The 14962-nt window shown below is 60.6% G+C and carries 15 protein-coding genes and 1 pseudogene; 8 read left to right on the top strand and 8 right to left on the bottom strand.

The window, feature by feature from the left end; translation table 11 throughout:
• Genes ACZIRK_RS31750 through ACZIRK_RS31760 form a run of 3 tightly spaced genes read left to right on the top strand, consistent with a single transcriptional unit; the run spans position 1 to position 3184 of the window.
• Positions 1 to 1365 (top strand): MptA/MptB family glycosyltransferase, encoded by a 1365-nt coding sequence (locus tag ACZIRK_RS31750; protein ID WP_130224616.1) that lies wholly within the window; start codon positions 1 to 3, stop codon positions 1363 to 1365.
• A complete protein-coding gene (locus ACZIRK_RS31755) occupies positions 1362 to 2447 on the top strand; it encodes a radical SAM/SPASM domain-containing protein (protein ID WP_130224618.1) in 1086 nt (361 codons plus the stop codon). The genes ACZIRK_RS31750 and ACZIRK_RS31755 overlap by 4 nt, the downstream gene beginning before the upstream one ends.
• Positions 2448 to 2452: 5 nt before the next feature.
• Positions 2453 to 3184, top strand: coding sequence for a glycosyltransferase family 2 protein (locus ACZIRK_RS31760; protein ID WP_474418804.1), 732 nt, complete (start codon positions 2453 to 2455; stop codon positions 3182 to 3184).
• A 19-nt stretch (positions 3185 to 3203) separates the two neighbouring features.
• Here the strand turns inward: ACZIRK_RS31760 and ACZIRK_RS31765 are convergent, their stop codons facing one another.
• The 4 genes from ACZIRK_RS31765 to ACZIRK_RS31780 form a co-directional block, all read right to left on the bottom strand.
• Positions 3204 to 3947, bottom strand: coding sequence for a methyltransferase domain-containing protein (locus ACZIRK_RS31765; RefSeq protein WP_464348217.1), 744 nt, complete (start codon positions 3945 to 3947; stop codon positions 3204 to 3206).
• A gap of 130 nt (positions 3948 to 4077) precedes the next feature.
• The gene (locus tag ACZIRK_RS31770) at positions 4078 to 4734 is read right to left on the bottom strand and encodes a DoxX family protein (protein WP_130224622.1); all 657 of its coding nucleotides are present in this window, start codon (positions 4732 to 4734) and stop codon (positions 4078 to 4080) included.
• A gap of 155 nt (positions 4735 to 4889) precedes the next feature.
• Positions 4890 to 5168, bottom strand: a complete 279-nt coding sequence (locus ACZIRK_RS31775; RefSeq protein WP_474418805.1) for a hypothetical protein — start codon at positions 5166 to 5168, stop codon at positions 4890 to 4892.
• Positions 5162 to 5641: a hypothetical protein gene (locus tag ACZIRK_RS31780; RefSeq protein ID WP_474418806.1), complete on the bottom strand. Its 480-nt coding sequence runs from the start codon at positions 5639 to 5641 to the stop codon at positions 5162 to 5164. Before ACZIRK_RS31780 ends, ACZIRK_RS31775 begins: the two co-directional genes overlap by 7 nt.
• Before the next feature lie 179 nt (positions 5642 to 5820).
• Between ACZIRK_RS31780 and ACZIRK_RS31785 the strand changes: the two are divergent.
• Positions 5821 to 6075: pseudogene (locus ACZIRK_RS31785) on the top strand (GAF domain-containing protein); the annotation flags it as partial.
• Positions 6076 to 6792: 717 nt separating this feature from the next.
• Here ACZIRK_RS31785 and ACZIRK_RS31790 read toward each other — a convergent pair.
• On the bottom strand, positions 6793 to 7464 hold the full coding sequence (locus ACZIRK_RS31790; protein ID WP_349645057.1) for a GntR family transcriptional regulator: 672 nt from the start codon (positions 7462 to 7464) through the stop codon (positions 6793 to 6795).
• 191 nt (positions 7465 to 7655) lie between these two features.
• On the opposite strand from ACZIRK_RS31790, the gene ACZIRK_RS31795 reads away from it, so the two are divergent.
• The 4 genes from ACZIRK_RS31795 to ACZIRK_RS31810 all read left to right on the top strand — a co-directional run bounded on the left by ACZIRK_RS31795 (position 7656) and on the right by ACZIRK_RS31810 (position 11390).
• Positions 7656 to 8537, top strand: a complete 882-nt coding sequence (locus tag ACZIRK_RS31795) for an NAD(P)-dependent oxidoreductase (protein WP_130224626.1) — start codon at positions 7656 to 7658, stop codon at positions 8535 to 8537.
• 11 nt (positions 8538 to 8548) lie between these two features.
• Positions 8549 to 9184 carry a 4-carboxy-4-hydroxy-2-oxoadipate aldolase/oxaloacetate decarboxylase gene (locus ACZIRK_RS31800; RefSeq protein ID WP_130224628.1) on the top strand — a complete coding sequence of 212 codons (636 nt, stop codon included), beginning with the start codon at positions 8549 to 8551 and terminating at the stop codon, positions 9182 to 9184.
• 35 nt (positions 9185 to 9219) lie between these two features.
• Positions 9220 to 10590, top strand: a complete 1371-nt coding sequence (locus tag ACZIRK_RS31805; protein ID WP_245474592.1) for an MFS transporter — start codon at positions 9220 to 9222, stop codon at positions 10588 to 10590.
• 83 nt (positions 10591 to 10673) lie between these two features.
• Positions 10674 to 11390, top strand: coding sequence for a TRAP transporter substrate-binding protein (locus ACZIRK_RS31810; RefSeq protein WP_245474593.1), 717 nt, complete (start codon positions 10674 to 10676; stop codon positions 11388 to 11390).
• Here the strand turns inward: ACZIRK_RS31810 and ACZIRK_RS31815 are convergent.
• The 3 genes from ACZIRK_RS31815 to ACZIRK_RS31825 are packed head-to-tail and all read right to left on the bottom strand — an operon-like array spanning position 11341 to position 14864.
• Positions 11341 to 12687 carry an MFS transporter gene (locus tag ACZIRK_RS31815; protein WP_130224632.1) on the bottom strand — a complete coding sequence of 449 codons (1347 nt, stop codon included), beginning with the start codon at positions 12685 to 12687 and terminating at the stop codon, positions 11341 to 11343. The genes ACZIRK_RS31810 and ACZIRK_RS31815 overlap by 50 nt on opposite strands.
• A gap of 42 nt (positions 12688 to 12729) precedes the next feature.
• Positions 12730 to 13674 carry a hydroxymethylglutaryl-CoA lyase gene (locus ACZIRK_RS31820; protein ID WP_130224634.1) on the bottom strand — a complete coding sequence of 315 codons (945 nt, stop codon included), beginning with the start codon at positions 13672 to 13674 and terminating at the stop codon, positions 12730 to 12732.
• Entirely contained in the window at positions 13671 to 14864 is a 1194-nt protein-coding gene (locus ACZIRK_RS31825; protein WP_130224636.1) for a CaiB/BaiF CoA transferase family protein, read from the bottom strand. Before ACZIRK_RS31825 ends, ACZIRK_RS31820 begins: the two co-directional genes overlap by 4 nt.
• Positions 14865 to 14962 lie beyond the last annotated feature (98 nt).

The following is a 14962-nucleotide window of genomic DNA, read 5'->3' on the forward strand; positions in this document are numbered from 1 at the left end:
ATGCCCGGAGCTAACGCGATTCAACTCGGTCGGCTGATGCGCTCCGCCAATAACTTGCCGCCGCTTCACCTGCTGACCGGGATCGGCACCCTCCTGGTCGTTCTGACCGTGGTGACACCCTTTGCCTTCGAGGCCTATGGTGACAACGCCTTCATCGCTCTGACTATCGCCGCGGGGCTGCTGACGATCGTAGCGACAGGCCTGGTCGAGCGCGCTCCACCTGATCGCGCGCTATGGCTTATCTTTGGGCTTGGGATCGCGCTGAGAGTCTATGCGCTGCTGTTCGATCCGCTTCTGTCCAGCGACATTTATCGCTATGTCTGGGATGGCAAGGTGCAGGCCGCCGGCATCAATCCCTATCGCTACATGCCAGCCGATGAGGCGCTGGCGTTTCTGCGCGACGGGATGATCTTTCCTCACATCAACCGGGCTGATACCGCCGTCACCATCTATCCTCCGGTGGCGCAATTCTTCTTCCTCATCGTCACGCGGTTCGGTGAAAACGTGACTGTGATGCGGCTCGCTCTGCTGGGGTGCGAGGCCGTCACCGTTACAATGATCATCCTCCTGCTGCGGCGCATGAACCGCCCTGTGACGCGCGTGGTCGCCTATCTCTGGCACCCGCTGCCCTTGTGGGAGATTGCCAACAGCGGCCACGTCGACGCGCTGATGATGGCGCTGATGATGCTGGGTCTGTGGATTGCGCTGACCGGCTATGCTCTGCGCGGAGCCGTCTTGATCGCGTTTTCGGTCTTGGTGAAACCATATGTCGCGCCGGTGCTGGCCGGGATCTGGCGACCGTGGGATTTCAAAATGCCGCTCGTCGTGATCGCTACCGTCGCGCTTTGTTATCTTCCCTATTTGTCGGTCGGTTGGGGAGTGCTCGGATTCCTGACCAAAGGCTATCTGACGGAAGAGGGCATCCGTGCCGGCAACGATCTCTGGCTCCTGTCGCTTTGGCGCCTTGTGTTTGGCGAGCATCGAGGTGATGTTGTCGCTTACGTTGTCCTGGCCGCGCTGCTTCTCGTGTTCAAGGGGCTCTCCGTGGCCCGCAGCTCTGATCGCACCACAGCTCCCCGTCTCGCCGACATCAACATGCTGTTACTCATCACCCTCCTGTTGTTGTCGCCTAACTATCCCTGGTATTTTCTCGTCATCACGCCGTTCGCCGCCCTGTGCGGCTCCGCGCCAACATGGGTCGTGTCGATTGGCGCGCTGCTATTGTCCGAGCAACTCGACTGGGATTTCTACATTCCAAGAATGGTGACCAAGTCGGTTCTGTTCGGAGGTCTCCTGCTGGCTTTGGCTGTTACCGCGTTAAGGACCCGCATGCAGCGGATTGCAGAGGAAGGGGTATCGCGATGAGCCTCTCCGGCGAAGGAACGGGGACAGCTACGCAAGCGCCATTCGATCCGCGCCGCTATCACGAGTCGGTCACGGCCGAACGTAGCGAGATCGCCCAGCGTCTGCCCGTCTGCCTTTATCTGGAAGTGACCAACCGCTGCAATCTGCTGTGCACCACCTGTCCTCGCACCTATGAGGAGCTCGAACCGCCGGCCGACATGAGCTGGGATCTGTTCACGTCGATCGTCGACCAGGTACCCACGCTCGCGCGCGCTGTTCTGCACGGCGTCGGCGAGCCGATGCTGGTCGCGAACCTGCCTCGAATGGTCAAATACCTGAAGGACCGCGGCGTTTACGTCCTGTTCAACACCAATGGAACGGTGCTCGGTGAGCGCAATGGCCGTGCACTGATCGACGCCGGGCTTGATGAGCTACGTGTGTCGCTCGACGCGTCAAACCGCGAGAGCTTCAAGGCGATCCGCGGCAGGGATTATTTCGGCCGCATCCTGCGCAATGTGCGCGCATTTCGCGAGCTGCAGGAAAGAGAGGGACACACCAGACCGCAGGTTTCCGTGTGGCTCACAGGCCTGAAGGAGACTGTCGAGGAACTCCCCGCATTTGTGAAAGTCGCAGCCGAGATCGGTGTCAAGGAAGTCTATCTGCAACGGCTCGTGTTCTTCACTGAATCGGCCATCGGCAAGGCCCGTCCGGATCAGACCCTGTTCGAGCGCCTGACGCAGCAGGACGCAGTCTATCTGAAACGGGCCGAGGAGCTGGCGCATTCGCTCGGCGTAACCTTCAGCGCCTCAGGCGCAGCGAGCGAGCCGGGGTTAAGTTTGAAGGGCAGCGGCGACGGTTCGCCGTGGTCGCCGTGCCGGCGGCCGTGGTCGTTGATGTATTTCACGGCGAATGGCCGGGCCTTGCCCTGCTGCATCGCGCCGTTTTCGCAGCATGGCTACGACAACTATACGCTCGGCCATGCCGGGCAGCAGTCCTTGGAGGACATCTGGAACGGGTCCGCGTATCGCGACTTTCGCACGGCGCTCCTTTCAGACAAGCCGCCGAAAAGCTGTGCGAGTTGTGGCCTGCGCTGGAGCCTGTGAACGAGGTGATCAACGAGATCGGCGCGCGCCGTCACCCGGTCGTCTCAGTGGTCATTCCGTGCCTCGACGAGGAAACGGCGATTGGCCAGGTCGTGGCCACGGTGCTGGCGCAGAATGTGAGCGAGGTTGTCGTTGTCGACGGCGGCTCACGGGACCGTACGACCGAACGGGCGGAGGCCGCGGGAGCTCGCGTGATTGCCGAGGCGCGGCCCGGCTACGGCCGCGCGATCCAGGCGGGCATCGCAAAGGTCCGCGATGATGCCGACATCGTCGTCTTCCTCGATGGCGACGGCAGCGATCCTGCCGAATTCATCCCCGATCTGGTATCGCCGATCGTCGCCGGACAAGCCGTCTTCGTTCTCGGCTCGCGCGTTCGCGGTTCGCGTGAGCCAGGGAGCCTGGCGCCACAGCAGCTTGTCGCGGCCCATGTCGGCAGGCTGCTCCTGCGCCTCGTCTACGGCGCGAGCTTTACCGACCTGTCGCCGTTTCGCGCCATCCGTCGCGACGAGCTCATACATCTCGGCATGAAGGAAGAGACATACGGCTGGAACCTGGAAATGCTGATGCGAGTCGCGGCCGCCCGCCTGCCGGCAGTGGAAATTGCCGTCGGGCAGCGGTGCCGGATCGGCGGCGTATCGAAGGTTTCCGGCAATCTCATCGCCGGCGTCAAGGCGGCCTGGTCCATTTCGACCACGTTTGCTCGTCTCGCGCTCGAGCTGCGAGCGCCTCGTGAATGATAATTTCCGAGAGCGGTTGTCAGTGCGTGCCAGCGCGATCCTCGCAGGCAACGATATCCCGGGGAGATTTTCGACCCGCCGGCTCCGGTGGCGAAAACACCGCCAGGTATCCGCCATCGCCTGCGAGCTGGTATCTTGCGATCTCGCGATAGCCGACGGCGGAAAGTTCGCAACGCAACAGCTCGATCGGCGTGCCGTGTTCCGACGTCGGAAGCTCGAGGTCGACGATGCCGACCCGCGCACCTGGCTTCAAGGCGGGTGCGAGATTGTAGAGGAAGGCATAGGGCTGGCTTATCTCGTGATACATGTGCACGAGGATGGCGGCATCCAGTGCGGAAGCGGGCAGGCGAGGGTCGTGTGGTTCGCCCAGCGCGAATATGACGTTTGTCAGCTTCAAGCGTTGCGTTCGTCTGGCAAGCGCGATGAGGTAATCCTGCCTGACGTCCTGGGCGATCACCGAGCCGGTGGGGCCGACGCGGCGCGACAGCCGGACCGTGTGGTAGCCGCTGCCCGCACCGATGTCGCCGACGGTCATGCCTGGCTTTAGTTCAAGCAGACGGGCGATCTCTCCGGCCTCATCCTTGGCATCGCGGCGCTCTTCGGAGGCGCGGCTCGGGCCGACGATCGGCGCAACCGGGCGCTGCGGCGAGGGGAATTCCTTTGCCGGGATTCCCGGCGGCGCCAGATAGCTGATGTCAGCAGCGTGTGCGCAAGTTGCGCCCAGCGCGACAACCAGCGTCGCTGCGTGGATCAGTGCCATCATCTGCTCGTCTCTCACACAAGAGCATGATCCGGAAAAGTGGAAACCGGTTTTCCGAAAAGAGCATGCTCAAACAAAGAAATGAGATCATGATCCGATTCCGTCTAATCGGATCATGATCTAACCGTGACGGCTAGCTCGCGATGTTGAAGAACCAGCCGAGAAGTCCCTTCCCGTCGCGCACGGCGGGCACGTTGCGGCGCAGCCACGCATCGAAGCCGAGACTCCGGCCCGCGCCCTCGATCACAAACAGGAACATCAACAGGGCCAGGAACATGTACGTCCACGGCCACTCGGCCGAATTGCCATAGAGGCCGAGCCAGAGTTGGAGCGTGTAGGCGATGGCCAGCACGCCCACGAACCGCACCGCAAGCCCGAGCATCATCGATCCGGCGAATACCAGCTCGGCTAAAAAGACGATCGGCCCGAAGATCGTCATATGAGGCAACACGACGTCCTTCATGAACGTACGGTGAAACTCGAAAGCCGCGCTGGTCGATTCCTGTTCGGTCCAGTATTGCAGACCGTCGGACACGGGCAGCGGCAGTTTCCACAACATCCCCTGGAACCACATGCAGCCGATCAGGACTCGGACCAGCCAAATTCCCAAGTGTCGGCCGGTGCGTTGCTCCGGGTCCTCTCGCCAATTCTGGAAGGCACCTGCAATGCCGGCAAGTAGCAGGGCCCAGAACAGCACCAGGATGACATATCGCCAGTTTCCCTGATGGAGATAATCATTCGTCGTCGCGGTCAGGAAATGCCAGGCATCGGTGAGGGGATTGGTGGGCATGCGGGCGTGCTCCGAAGAATTGAACAGTTACTCTACGCATAGGTTGATTGAATCGTTACCCAGCGCATCGGTCAGGTGACGAGGCGCACCCGCCGCCCCGGCATCGAGGCGCCTCGGCCCTTGCGATCAGTTGCGCAAATCAACCCTGCCGAGATTCATTGCGCGTCGATCCAGTTGTCTGATCCCGCCAATTTGACCGACACATCTGAAAGGAAAAGCCGAAAGGGTTTTCCGTCCAGCGTCCCGCGGTGATCCGTTGAGAAAAGGATTGGGCCGGCCTTCTTGTAGTCGGCATAGGTCGCGATCACGAGTTTGGGCGGCGGGTTGGGGGCGCCGCGGTGGTAGACGATCTCGGCTATTCGCTTGTCGGCGCCAACGTACAGTTCCCAGGTGTCGCCGGGCTGGTAGCCACCCTCCGAGGGGTATTTCACCACGACCTGCTCAGCAGAAGTGTCACCCAGCGGCAGTTTGTGCGCGCCTCATCGGTCACGGTCGCGCCGTCCCAAACGACGTGGAAGGGGAGCAGCAACCAATACTGATCGTTGGCGAATGCCGGATCGATCTCGTTCTTTATCGCATCGCTTTGGCTGCTGAGCTGCGAGCGTTGATAGCTGGCCTTTACCGGTTTGCCTTCCTTATCTTTCCCGTCGTAAGAGACCGTGTCGCTCTTCGGGCTCCATTCCCACTTGCGAGAAAGTTTGACACTGGGAAGTTCCGCATTCCAGGTATAGCGGATTGCCTCTATTTGCCCAAACGAATCAAGGCCGTAGGTCTTTGCCATCTGTTCGGCAACCGGTGGGAGCTGTTGCGCCCCGGAAGTTGCAGGCAGGATCAACAGCATGCTGAAGGCGAAAAGGCGGATCACATCGAGTCGGCTCATTTCTCTGCAGGCCTGAGTATTGCTCATGTCGAGCTCCTTAGGTTTGGGTGCAGTTGCATTGACCGAGCTGAGGCTGCCCAGAATACTGGAAACTGTGCGGTGATGGCTGACCGCTGCGAGGCGACTCACGGTTGAAGTAGGTCATAATGGTTGCCTTAGTCGCCATGGCGGCCGTCGGGGCGCAAAAAGCCGATCCGATCACGGTCGACGTCCCGCAATTGAACAAGGATCTGGCAAGGCTGCGCGGTTTTCGCAGCGTCCTGTTCACGCCGCTGATGAACAGCGAAACACCCGTCGGCATGATCAGCGTCACGCGTGCCGAGCCGGGCGCGTTTGCCGCTGATCACGTGCAGTTGCTGCAGACGTTCGCCGATCAGGCCGTGATCGCGATCGAGAACGCGCGCCTGTTCAACGAGACACGGGAAGCGCTGGAGCGGCAAACCGCCACCGCCGATATCCTGATCCGCGTCTCGGGCAACGTCAATCTGGCGGCGCTGCAGATCCTTAACGCAGCAAATATCCAGGTGCAGGGCATGTCGTCGGGCATCCCGACGGTGCAGGCACCGAATATCAGCGCCGCACTCTCGACACAGAACGTGACCGCGGCGACCCAGCAGACGGCGGCGCCGAGCCAGGGCAGCGGCAACGCCCAGCCATCGGTGATCATCGTCGAGTTTCTCGGTTTTGGCGGCGGTGGGGATGCGCCCAATGATGGACTGGAGCGAAGGTTCAGGTTTTTCAACTGGTTAGAGGGCGGCGTGTGCACGACGTGTGCACCGGGAGATCAAGAAAAATCTCACCACTGCCAACGTGAGCAGGCTCGTGGCGCAATGTGCATGATCTGAATTTGCGAGGGCAGGAGGCGGGCGAGTGCTTACGTGCAGTCTCGGCTGTTCGACGCGGGATAGTCGAAAAATCGTGGGTTTGACTCCCACTCTCTCCGCCAGTTCTGGTTGTGTGGCCGACTCGTCGTAGAATGGGATACTAAGGCGAGCAAGACGGACAATCTGTTCTGCTCGTTGCCGCAGGGTATCGCTTGCTGCAGAACCAGGACCGGATTATTCGGGTCCGGATTCGATTCACGTCCGCGGTACCATTTTTATTTCATTTGAAGTTTTGCGGCACGGACGCCGAATGCGTCGTCCGGCGGCGGTTCCACCGGACAGGACGGTCTTTGCCTACGGTCGGTCCTTTTGCCAAGCGCTTCGATGACGGATGAAGCGACTGTGGGACATTCTCAGATGCAGTTGCATGATATCCCGCGCCAGTTCGCCGTTCTTCGACGAGATCGCTTGGGTGAGATCTTCGTGCTGGTGAAGGCTCTGCTTTAGTTCGTCCCGCGTGTAGAGCTGGAAAGACCGCGTGATCACGGGCATCTCGATGAGCGTGTCTAGAATGCTGCGCAGGCGCGGCGCGCCGGCGTGATCAAGCAGAAGGTGATGAAACGTACGGTTCGCTTCCTGGATTTTGACGATTGATTGCGGTCCGGGCTTCGCGACGGCGCTGGCCATCGTGCGGTTGCATGACGCGAGCTCTTTCAGGAGGGCGTCGTTGCCGCGTTCGGCGGCGAACTGCGCGGCAAGCGGTTCGAGCAGGATCCGGATCTGGAATATCTCCTCGATGTCGCGCTCGCTCCATTCGGCCGCCCGGACTCCCTGGCCATTGTCGGCCGTGGCCAGGCCGTCGACGACCAGCCGCTTGAGTGCGGCTCTGATCGGCGTCCGGCTCAAGCCGAATTCATTGGCGAGCGGCTCCTCGCGAAGCTGCATGCCGGGTGGGTACAAGCCGCCGACCAGTCGCTGCTTCAACGTTTCGTAGGCCCGATCCTGTCCCCGCGCCATTGGCCGCATCTCTCCCGATCGCGCTTTCTGTAAGGCAATCCGATGAGGAAAACCAGATCGAAGCTCCTCATTTCGTTCGATGATTGTATATTTTGTGTACTTTCGAGATCGTATTTGTCGGCCTGTAATTGCGTTAGCGCTTGTGTATTGTATTTTTTTTGTATATTCGTTCGCTCAACAAGATATTCGGGGAGGGGCAGATGCGCATCGCCATCATCGGCTTGGGAGAAGTCGGACGTTGCTACGCCGCGCCGCTCCACGCCGCCGGTCATCACCTCGTCCTCTACGAAAAACATCCTTCCGCGGCGGCGGCCAAACTCGCCGCCCAATGCGGGCAGATCATCAGAAGCGATCCGGACGCCGACCTGGGCTCTGTCGAGTGGGCGCTCTCCTGCGTCACCGGTGCGACCGCGCTGGTCGTCGCAGAGGCCTTCGCCCCGGAACTCAAGTCAGGAACCTCGATCGCCGATTTCACCACGGCGACACCGGAGGTGAAGCGCAAAGCAGCCGAAGCGGCGCGGCGGCACGGCGTCCGCTACGTAGACGCCGCCATCATGGGGGCCATCGCACTCAGCAAGGTTCGGACTCCGCTCCTGGTCGCGGGGGAGGGCGCCGGCGATCTCAAGGAGCTGCTGGATCCCCTCGGCGGGCGCGTCAAATTGATAGCCAGTGGGGCGGCCGGCGATGCGATTTCACTCAAGATCCTTCGGAGCATGTTCACGAAGGGGATCGAGGCGCTGGCGGTCGAGTTGCTGACCAGCGCGGAGAAGCAGCATCTCCGCATGCAACTCTACGAACAGTTGACCGACATCGATGAGGCCCCGCTTCGGTCCTTCCTCGACATGCTTGTGCGCACTCACGTCGTGCACGCCAAGCGAAGGCTTCACGAAGTTCAGGATGCCGAAAAGGAAATGGCGTCGCACGGGACGCCTTCAGTCGTTCTTGGTGGCGTAGCGACCCGCTTCGAACGGACCGCCCGCGGGCTCGATCGGCGGCCGCTTCAAAAGGAGGAGCCCAGCGTGGAGGATGCGCTTGCATGGCTACTCACAAGCGACACGCCCGAGATCAATCTTAAAACTTGAGGACGACTTACATGAAGAACGGCACCATCGAGAAGCTGATCGCGCTGGGCGCGGCGACGATCCACGAAGCGCAGGGGGCCAAGGGCGCTTTGGACAGCGGGATCAAGCCCATCGATCCAAGCTCGCGGCTGGCTGGTCCGGCGGTAACCGTGGACATTCGGCCCGCGGATAATCTGATGCTGCATTACGCGCTCACGAAGGTGTGTCCTGGTGACGTTCTCGTCGTCGATGCGAAAGGCTTCATCGAGGCCGGCCCCTGGGGAGATGTCATGACGCACGCCGCGATGAAGCTGGGCGTGGCCGGCCTGGTGATCAACGGCGCGGTCCGCGATGCAAGCCAGATCGTCGAGATGGGCTTCCCGGTCTTCTGTCGCGGCCTGTCAATCAAGGGAACCGCGAAGAACCAGCCCGGCAAGGTCAATGTGCCGATCTGTATCGGGGACGTTCTGATCAATCACGGCGATTACGTCGTCGGCGATCGCGACGGCGTCGTGATCGTCCCGACGAACGAGGTGGAGGCCACGCTGAACAGTGCGGCGGCGCGCGAAGAGAAGGAGGCCGCCTTCCGAAGGGAGCTCGATCAGGGCCGTACGACCGTCGAGTTGCTGGGGCTCGCCGAGACGCTGAAGCGGCTCGGGCTCGATTGATCGGCGTACTTCGGCTGCCACATAGGAGACTCCGAATGCCTTCGACAACGGCAATCAATCCCGCCATGGTCCCGCAGCGACCCGGCACGGGTTACCGCGACGCCACGATGCGAAAGGTGAAATGGCGTCTCCTGCCCTTTCTGGCTCTCCTCTACATCGTGGCGTTCATCGACAGATCCAACATTGGATTCGCGGCTCTCAAGATGAACGCCGATCTGGGCATTTCGTCCTCCCAGTTTGGAATCGCCGCCGGACTGTTCACGGTGGGTTATTTCCTCTTCGAAGTGCCGAGCAACATGCTGATGCGGCGGTTCGGCGCGCGGGTGTGGATTGCGCGGATCCTGTTCGGCTGGGGGATCGTCGCGACCGTTACGGGATTGGTTCAGAGTTTCACGCAGCTTGCCATCGCGCGGGCGGTCCTGGGATTGGCCGAGGCTGGCTTCTTTCCTTGCGTGCTGCTCTACCTGACTTACTGGTTTCCGGAGCGCGACCGAGCGAAGGTCGTCGCTTTGTTTATGGTTGCTCTGCCGATCGCCACGCTGATAGCCGGACCGATCTCGGGACTCATCCTCGATCATGTTCACTGGCTCGGATTGGCAAGTTGGCGATGGGTATTCATTCTGGAAGGTATCCCGGCCGTCCTGTTAGGCTTCGTGACCCTCTGGCTGCTAGTTGACGGGCCTGATCAGGCGAAATGGCTGACGACGGATGAAAAGAGCTGGCTTCTCTCGACGATCGAAGCGGAGGAAAAGGCGAAAGTCGTCCAGTACGGACAGGTCTCCTTCTGGCGCAGCCTTAGCGGATCACGCATCTGGCTGCTCGCCTTCATCTACTACGCAAAATCCGTCGCCGTGTACGTGTTGGCATTCTACTCGCCGCAGATCTTGAAGGGGCTGGCCCAGAACCTCAGCGATACCTCGATCGGTTTGATCAACGCGCTTCCGTACGCCGTCGCGACCGTGGTGATGATCTGGTGGGCCTGGCACTCCGACCGGACCGGAGAGCGCAGGTGGCACGTCTCGTTGCCGCTCCTCGTTGCAAGCGCCGCGCTCGTGGCGATGTCGTTCGCCAGCGGCAATCTCTGGATATTGCTTGCCCTCATGGTCGTAGTCACTGCGGCGATCTACGCGCCATACGGCCCGTTCTGGTCGTTGCCGTCGCTTTTCCTCACCGGATCGTCGGCCGCCGTCGGTCTCGCATCGGTCAATTCCATCGCAAACCTGGGCGGTTTCGTCGGACCCTCCGTGTTTGGGGCTTTGAAGGATGGGACGGGCGGCATCTACGCGGGCCTTGCGTTCGTGAGCATCACGCTGCTCGTCGCCGGAGTGCTGGTCGTTCGCCTCAGGTTCGTAAAGGAGGCGGAAGCGGGCGCGAAAGCCAGAACGCCGCTTGCCGAGGCGGCCTGAACCGCCGCCTCGCGCTAACAACGAAAAAACATAGGGAGGAAAAAGAATGACGATCTCACGTAGAAAACGCACTGAAGGCCGCCTTGGGCGGTACCGTCGCGGCGCCGTTCGTCGCCAGGCCCGGGCTCGCCGACACGCCGGCGCAGACGCTGAAGCTGGTCTTCGCCGATACGACGACCCATCCATTCATGCCGGTCGCCAAGCGCTTCGCAGAGGCCGTGAAGAACAAGACGTCGGGCGCCATCGAAGTCCAGGTATTCACCGTCGGTCAGCTTGGAACGCAGGTCAACATGCTGACCGGTCTGCAGACCGGCATCATCGATTTGTGCGCGCACACGTCTGGCTTCGTGCAGATGCTATATTCCAAGTTCATGGCGGTCGATTTGCCCTTCCTCTTCTCGGACCTGGAGAAGGCAAACAAGGTGATGGATGGCCCTGTCGGCGAGCAGCTTATGAGCGAGTTCCCGAGCAAGGGCGTCTACGGCCTGGGATATGGCTGGTGGGGCTGGCGCGTGGTCGAGACTGTGGAGCAGCCGCTCAAGGCGCCGGAAGCTATGCGCGGGCTAAAGATCCGCGTACAGCCTGGTGCTCTCTATGCCGCAATGTTCAAGACGCTCGGCGCATCGCCCGTCCAGATCGACCTTTCGGAGATCTACCTAGCGCTCTCGCAGCGGACGATCGACGCCGCCCATACTTTCGATGTCCCGCGATACCTGACGGTGCTGCTAGTGGGCCTCATTCAATCGCTTCTCACCGCCGAAGTGACTGAGACGGCGCTGGGTGAAAGTCCTTGGACTTGAGCTCACGAGGAAGTGCCGTCAACAAAAGCACTGCGCAGAACACGCAAAGACTGCCGATGACAAAGAGCGCCGGCGTCGTGCTGCCCGTCAGATCCTTGACTGAGCCAACCATGATCGGACTCACAATGCCGCCCACCTGGCCCAGCGTGTTGATAAGCGCGATCCCGCTCGCGGCGCCGGCGCCCGTCAGTATCTTCGGAGGCAATGTCCAAAATGTCGGGATTGACGCCACCACGCCGCCGCCAAGAACGGCAAGCGCACCAATCAGCAAGAGAACGTTGTTGTTGAAAATGCCAGTGGCGAAAAAGCCGAATGCTGCAGCCAAGATAAGTCCGGCAACAAACCTCGGACGTTCGCCGGATGCATCAGAGAGCCGTCCGACGATCAGCATGCAGATCGCGCCGCAAACATAGGGAATGGCGGTCAAGAAGCCGATCGCGCTCGCGCTTCCCCCGCCGGCCGCCTTTATGAGATCCGGCGTCCAGAAATTGAGTCCATACGACGCGATCTGGATCAGGAAGTAGATGAACCCAAGCAGCAGAACGCCGGGCATCAGCAACGATCGCCAGGCTGAGCGCTCGCCAATTTGATTCTTCTGCCGCTCCAATTGCACCGAGATGAGACGGCGCTCATCAGTGCTGAGCCATTTCGCATGATCAATGCTGTCGTCAAATCGAAGCAGGACGACCACTCCGAGGGCAACGCATGGCAGACCGCCGGCGAGGAACAGCCATTTCCAGCCGTCCAAACCGTGCAGCCCGTTCATATAGTTAAGAATGAGGCCGGACATCGGCGCTCCAATGATGCCCGAAAATGCGGTCGCGAGAAAAAACACCGAAGTCATGCGCCCGCGATGGGATTTTGGGAACCAAAGGGTCAGATAATAGAGAATACCGGGAGCGAATCCGGCTTCCATGGCGCCAATCACGAAGCGCAGCGTGTAGAACTGCCATTCGCTCTGGACAAACACCATGGCCGCCGTCCCGAGCCCCCATGAGATCATGATGCGGGCGATCCAGCGCCGGGCGCCGAAGCGATACAACAGCATGTTACTCGGCACCTCAAATAGGACGTAGCCGACGACAAACAGGCTCGCGCCGAAGCCATAGGCTGTGTTGCTGAGACCGAGATCCGCCTGGAGCGATGCTTTGGCAAAGCTGATGTTCACGCGATCGAAGAATGCAAAGAAATAGCAGACGATGATCAACGGCATCAGGCGCCAGGCGATCTTGCTGATGACTTGCTGCTCGCTGATCGTCGCATCGAGACCGACAGCAGGCGCTGTAGTAATCGTCATGATTTCCTCCGATATGTTTTTTGAAATGTGCTTGCAGGTTGTTCAGGCGGGGGATTGCCGCGATCGTTCTGGAACGGGGTGCAGGTCCATCGGACGCCCGGTCTTTGCGACTTGGCCCGGCACGTCGTGTCCGACCAATGCGGGCAATCGCTTCGAAAGGTCGATCAAGCGATCGAGGTCGAGGCCGGTCCTCAGGCCGATCTCATGGCAGAGATTGACCAGGTCTTCGGTGCAAACGTTGCCGGTCGCGCCCGGCGCAAATGGGCAACCACCCAATCCGCCCAGCGCTGCATCGAAGCGGCGCGCGCCGCTGTTATGGGCCGCGAGCACATTGACCAGCCCGAGGCCTCGCGTGTTGTGGAAATGAAGCGTTAGCCTGTGCGAGGGTAGAAGCGTCAAGGCCTCTGCCACCAATCGCGAGACCTGATTGGGGTTGGCCATGCCCGTGGTATCTGCGAGCGTTACGCTATCGGCACCGAGGTCGAGGTACCGTTTGACGATGTCCAGGACCTTTCCGGACGGCTGTGCTCCCTCGAATGGGCAGCCGAACGCCGTCGCGATCGTGGCATTGACCAATGCGTCAGCCGCGTGGGCCAGTTCGATGATTTCACCAAGGGACGTGAGCGAGCCATCATGCGTCATGTTCATGTTCGCGCGATTGTGTGTCTCACTCGCCGACATCACGAAGTTTAGCTCATCGGCCCGTGCCGCCAAAGCGAGCTCGGCGCCCTTCCGATTTGGAATCAGCGCTGTGTAGACCGTTCCAGGTCGCCGTCTGATGCTGGCAAATACGTCTCTTGCATCCCGCAGCGCAGGAACGGCCTTTGGCGAAACAAATGACGAAACTTCGATGCGTCGGAAGCCAATAGCAGACAGGCAATCGATCAGCAGTATCTTTTCGGTCGTTTCGATCCAATGCGGCTCGATCTGCAACCCGTCGCGTGGTGCGACTTCCTGGATCAAAATGTCCGGCAGATCGGCGGTCATTGCACCGCTCCACTGCGGCGCAGTTGCAGAATGTCCTCCTCGTTGAGGCCGAGCGATGTCAAGACCTCGTCGGTGTGTTGCCCGAGTGTCGGACCAGGCCACCTTACGCCACCCGGCGTTTCCGATAGCTTTGGCGCGATACCAGGCATCTTCACGGCGATGCCGCCGGGGAGTTCGGTCGGCAGGATCATGTCTCTGGCAGCGTAGTGGGGGTCTTCCACGATATCGGCGACCGAATAGATTCGACCCGCAGGAACGTCAGCCGCATCAAGACGGGAGAGGATCTCCTCCATGGTTCGTTGCGAGGTCCAGTCGCTGACGGCGGCGTCGAGCACCGCATTCCTCCGTACGCGTCCGTCGTTGTTGGCGAGCGTCGGATCTTCACCGAGATCAGGGCGTCCGATCACACGCATCAGACGCTTGAATATCGCGTCGCTGTTGCCGGCGATGACAACGTAGCGCCCATCGGAGCTTGGATAGGTATTGGAGGGACTTATGCCCGGTAGTGCTGCGCCGGTCCGGGTCCTGACATAGCCCAAGAGATCATACTCGGGAACCAGACTTTCCATGAGATTGAACACGCTCTCGTAAAGCGAGACGTCGACGATCTGCCCCTTGCCCTGGCCTGTCTTGACCCGAAGCAGCGACATCAGCGCTCCAATCACGCCGTGCAGCGAAGCCAGGCTATCGCCGATGCTGATACCGACGCGTGCCGGCGGGCTCTCAGGATCGCCAGTGGTGAATCGCAATCCACCCATGGCTTCACCGATCGCGCCGAATCCCGATCGATCGCGATAAGGACCGGTCTGTCCGTAGCCGGAGATACGCACCAGGGTCAGGTTCGGATTGAGCGCGGAGAGCACGTCCCAGCCGAGGCCGAGCTTCTCAAGGTTGCCCGGCTTGAAATTCTCGATCACAACGTCGGCCTGGATAGCCAGGCGACGAACAACCGCACGCCCTTCCGCCGACTTCAGATCAACTGCGATCGACTTCTTGTTGCGGGATTGCAGATACCACCACAGCGATGTCCCTTTATGGAGCTTTCGCCACTTGCGCAGCGGATCTCCAACGCCGGGCTGCTCGATCTTGATGACGTCTGCGCCGAATTCGGCAAACAGCCGCGCCGCAAATGGCGCAGCGATGAGTGTTCCTAGTTCGACAACGCGAATACCGGATAACGGCCCGACCATCTCTGGCGCTCCTCGACACGCTGTTTTGTCGAGGTGTTGCCGAGCAACGCGGGTTGAGTCCAATATCCGTTGATGAACGAGCGTTCGCAGATGACGAA

It is taken from the genome of Bradyrhizobium sp. Leo114, assembly GCF_055229415.2.

What these genes read in the sequence shown, in the direction of transcription:
- ACZIRK_RS31780 (WP_474418806.1), bottom strand. Translation starts at nt 5,641, where the DNA reads ATGAGCAATACTCAGGCCTGCAGAGAAATGAGCCGACTCGATGTGATC.
- ACZIRK_RS31820 (WP_130224634.1), bottom strand. Translation starts at nt 13,674, where the DNA reads ATGACCGCCGATCTGCCGGACATTTTGATCCAGGAAGTCGCACCACGC.
- ACZIRK_RS31800 (WP_130224628.1), top strand. Translation starts at nt 8,549, where the DNA reads ATGAAGAACGGCACCATCGAGAAGCTGATCGCGCTGGGCGCGGCGACG.
- ACZIRK_RS31755 (WP_130224618.1), top strand. Translation starts at nt 1,362, where the DNA reads ATGAGCCTCTCCGGCGAAGGAACGGGGACAGCTACGCAAGCGCCATTC.
- ACZIRK_RS31815 (WP_130224632.1), bottom strand. Translation starts at nt 12,687, where the DNA reads ATGACGATTACTACAGCGCCTGCTGTCGGTCTCGATGCGACGATCAGC.
- ACZIRK_RS31795 (WP_130224626.1), top strand. Translation starts at nt 7,656, where the DNA reads ATGCGCATCGCCATCATCGGCTTGGGAGAAGTCGGACGTTGCTACGCC.
- ACZIRK_RS31750 (WP_130224616.1), top strand. Translation starts at nt 1, where the DNA reads ATGCCCGGAGCTAACGCGATTCAACTCGGTCGGCTGATGCGCTCCGCC.
- ACZIRK_RS31825 (WP_130224636.1), bottom strand. Translation starts at nt 14,864, where the DNA reads ATGGTCGGGCCGTTATCCGGTATTCGCGTTGTCGAACTAGGAACACTC.
- ACZIRK_RS31805 (WP_245474592.1), top strand. Translation starts at nt 9,220, where the DNA reads ATGCCTTCGACAACGGCAATCAATCCCGCCATGGTCCCGCAGCGACCC.
- ACZIRK_RS31765 (WP_464348217.1), bottom strand. Translation starts at nt 3,947, where the DNA reads ATGATGGCACTGATCCACGCAGCGACGCTGGTTGTCGCGCTGGGCGCA.
- ACZIRK_RS31790 (WP_349645057.1), bottom strand. Translation starts at nt 7,464, where the DNA reads ATGCGGCCAATGGCGCGGGGACAGGATCGGGCCTACGAAACGTTGAAG.
- ACZIRK_RS31770 (WP_130224622.1), bottom strand. Translation starts at nt 4,734, where the DNA reads ATGCCCACCAATCCCCTCACCGATGCCTGGCATTTCCTGACCGCGACG.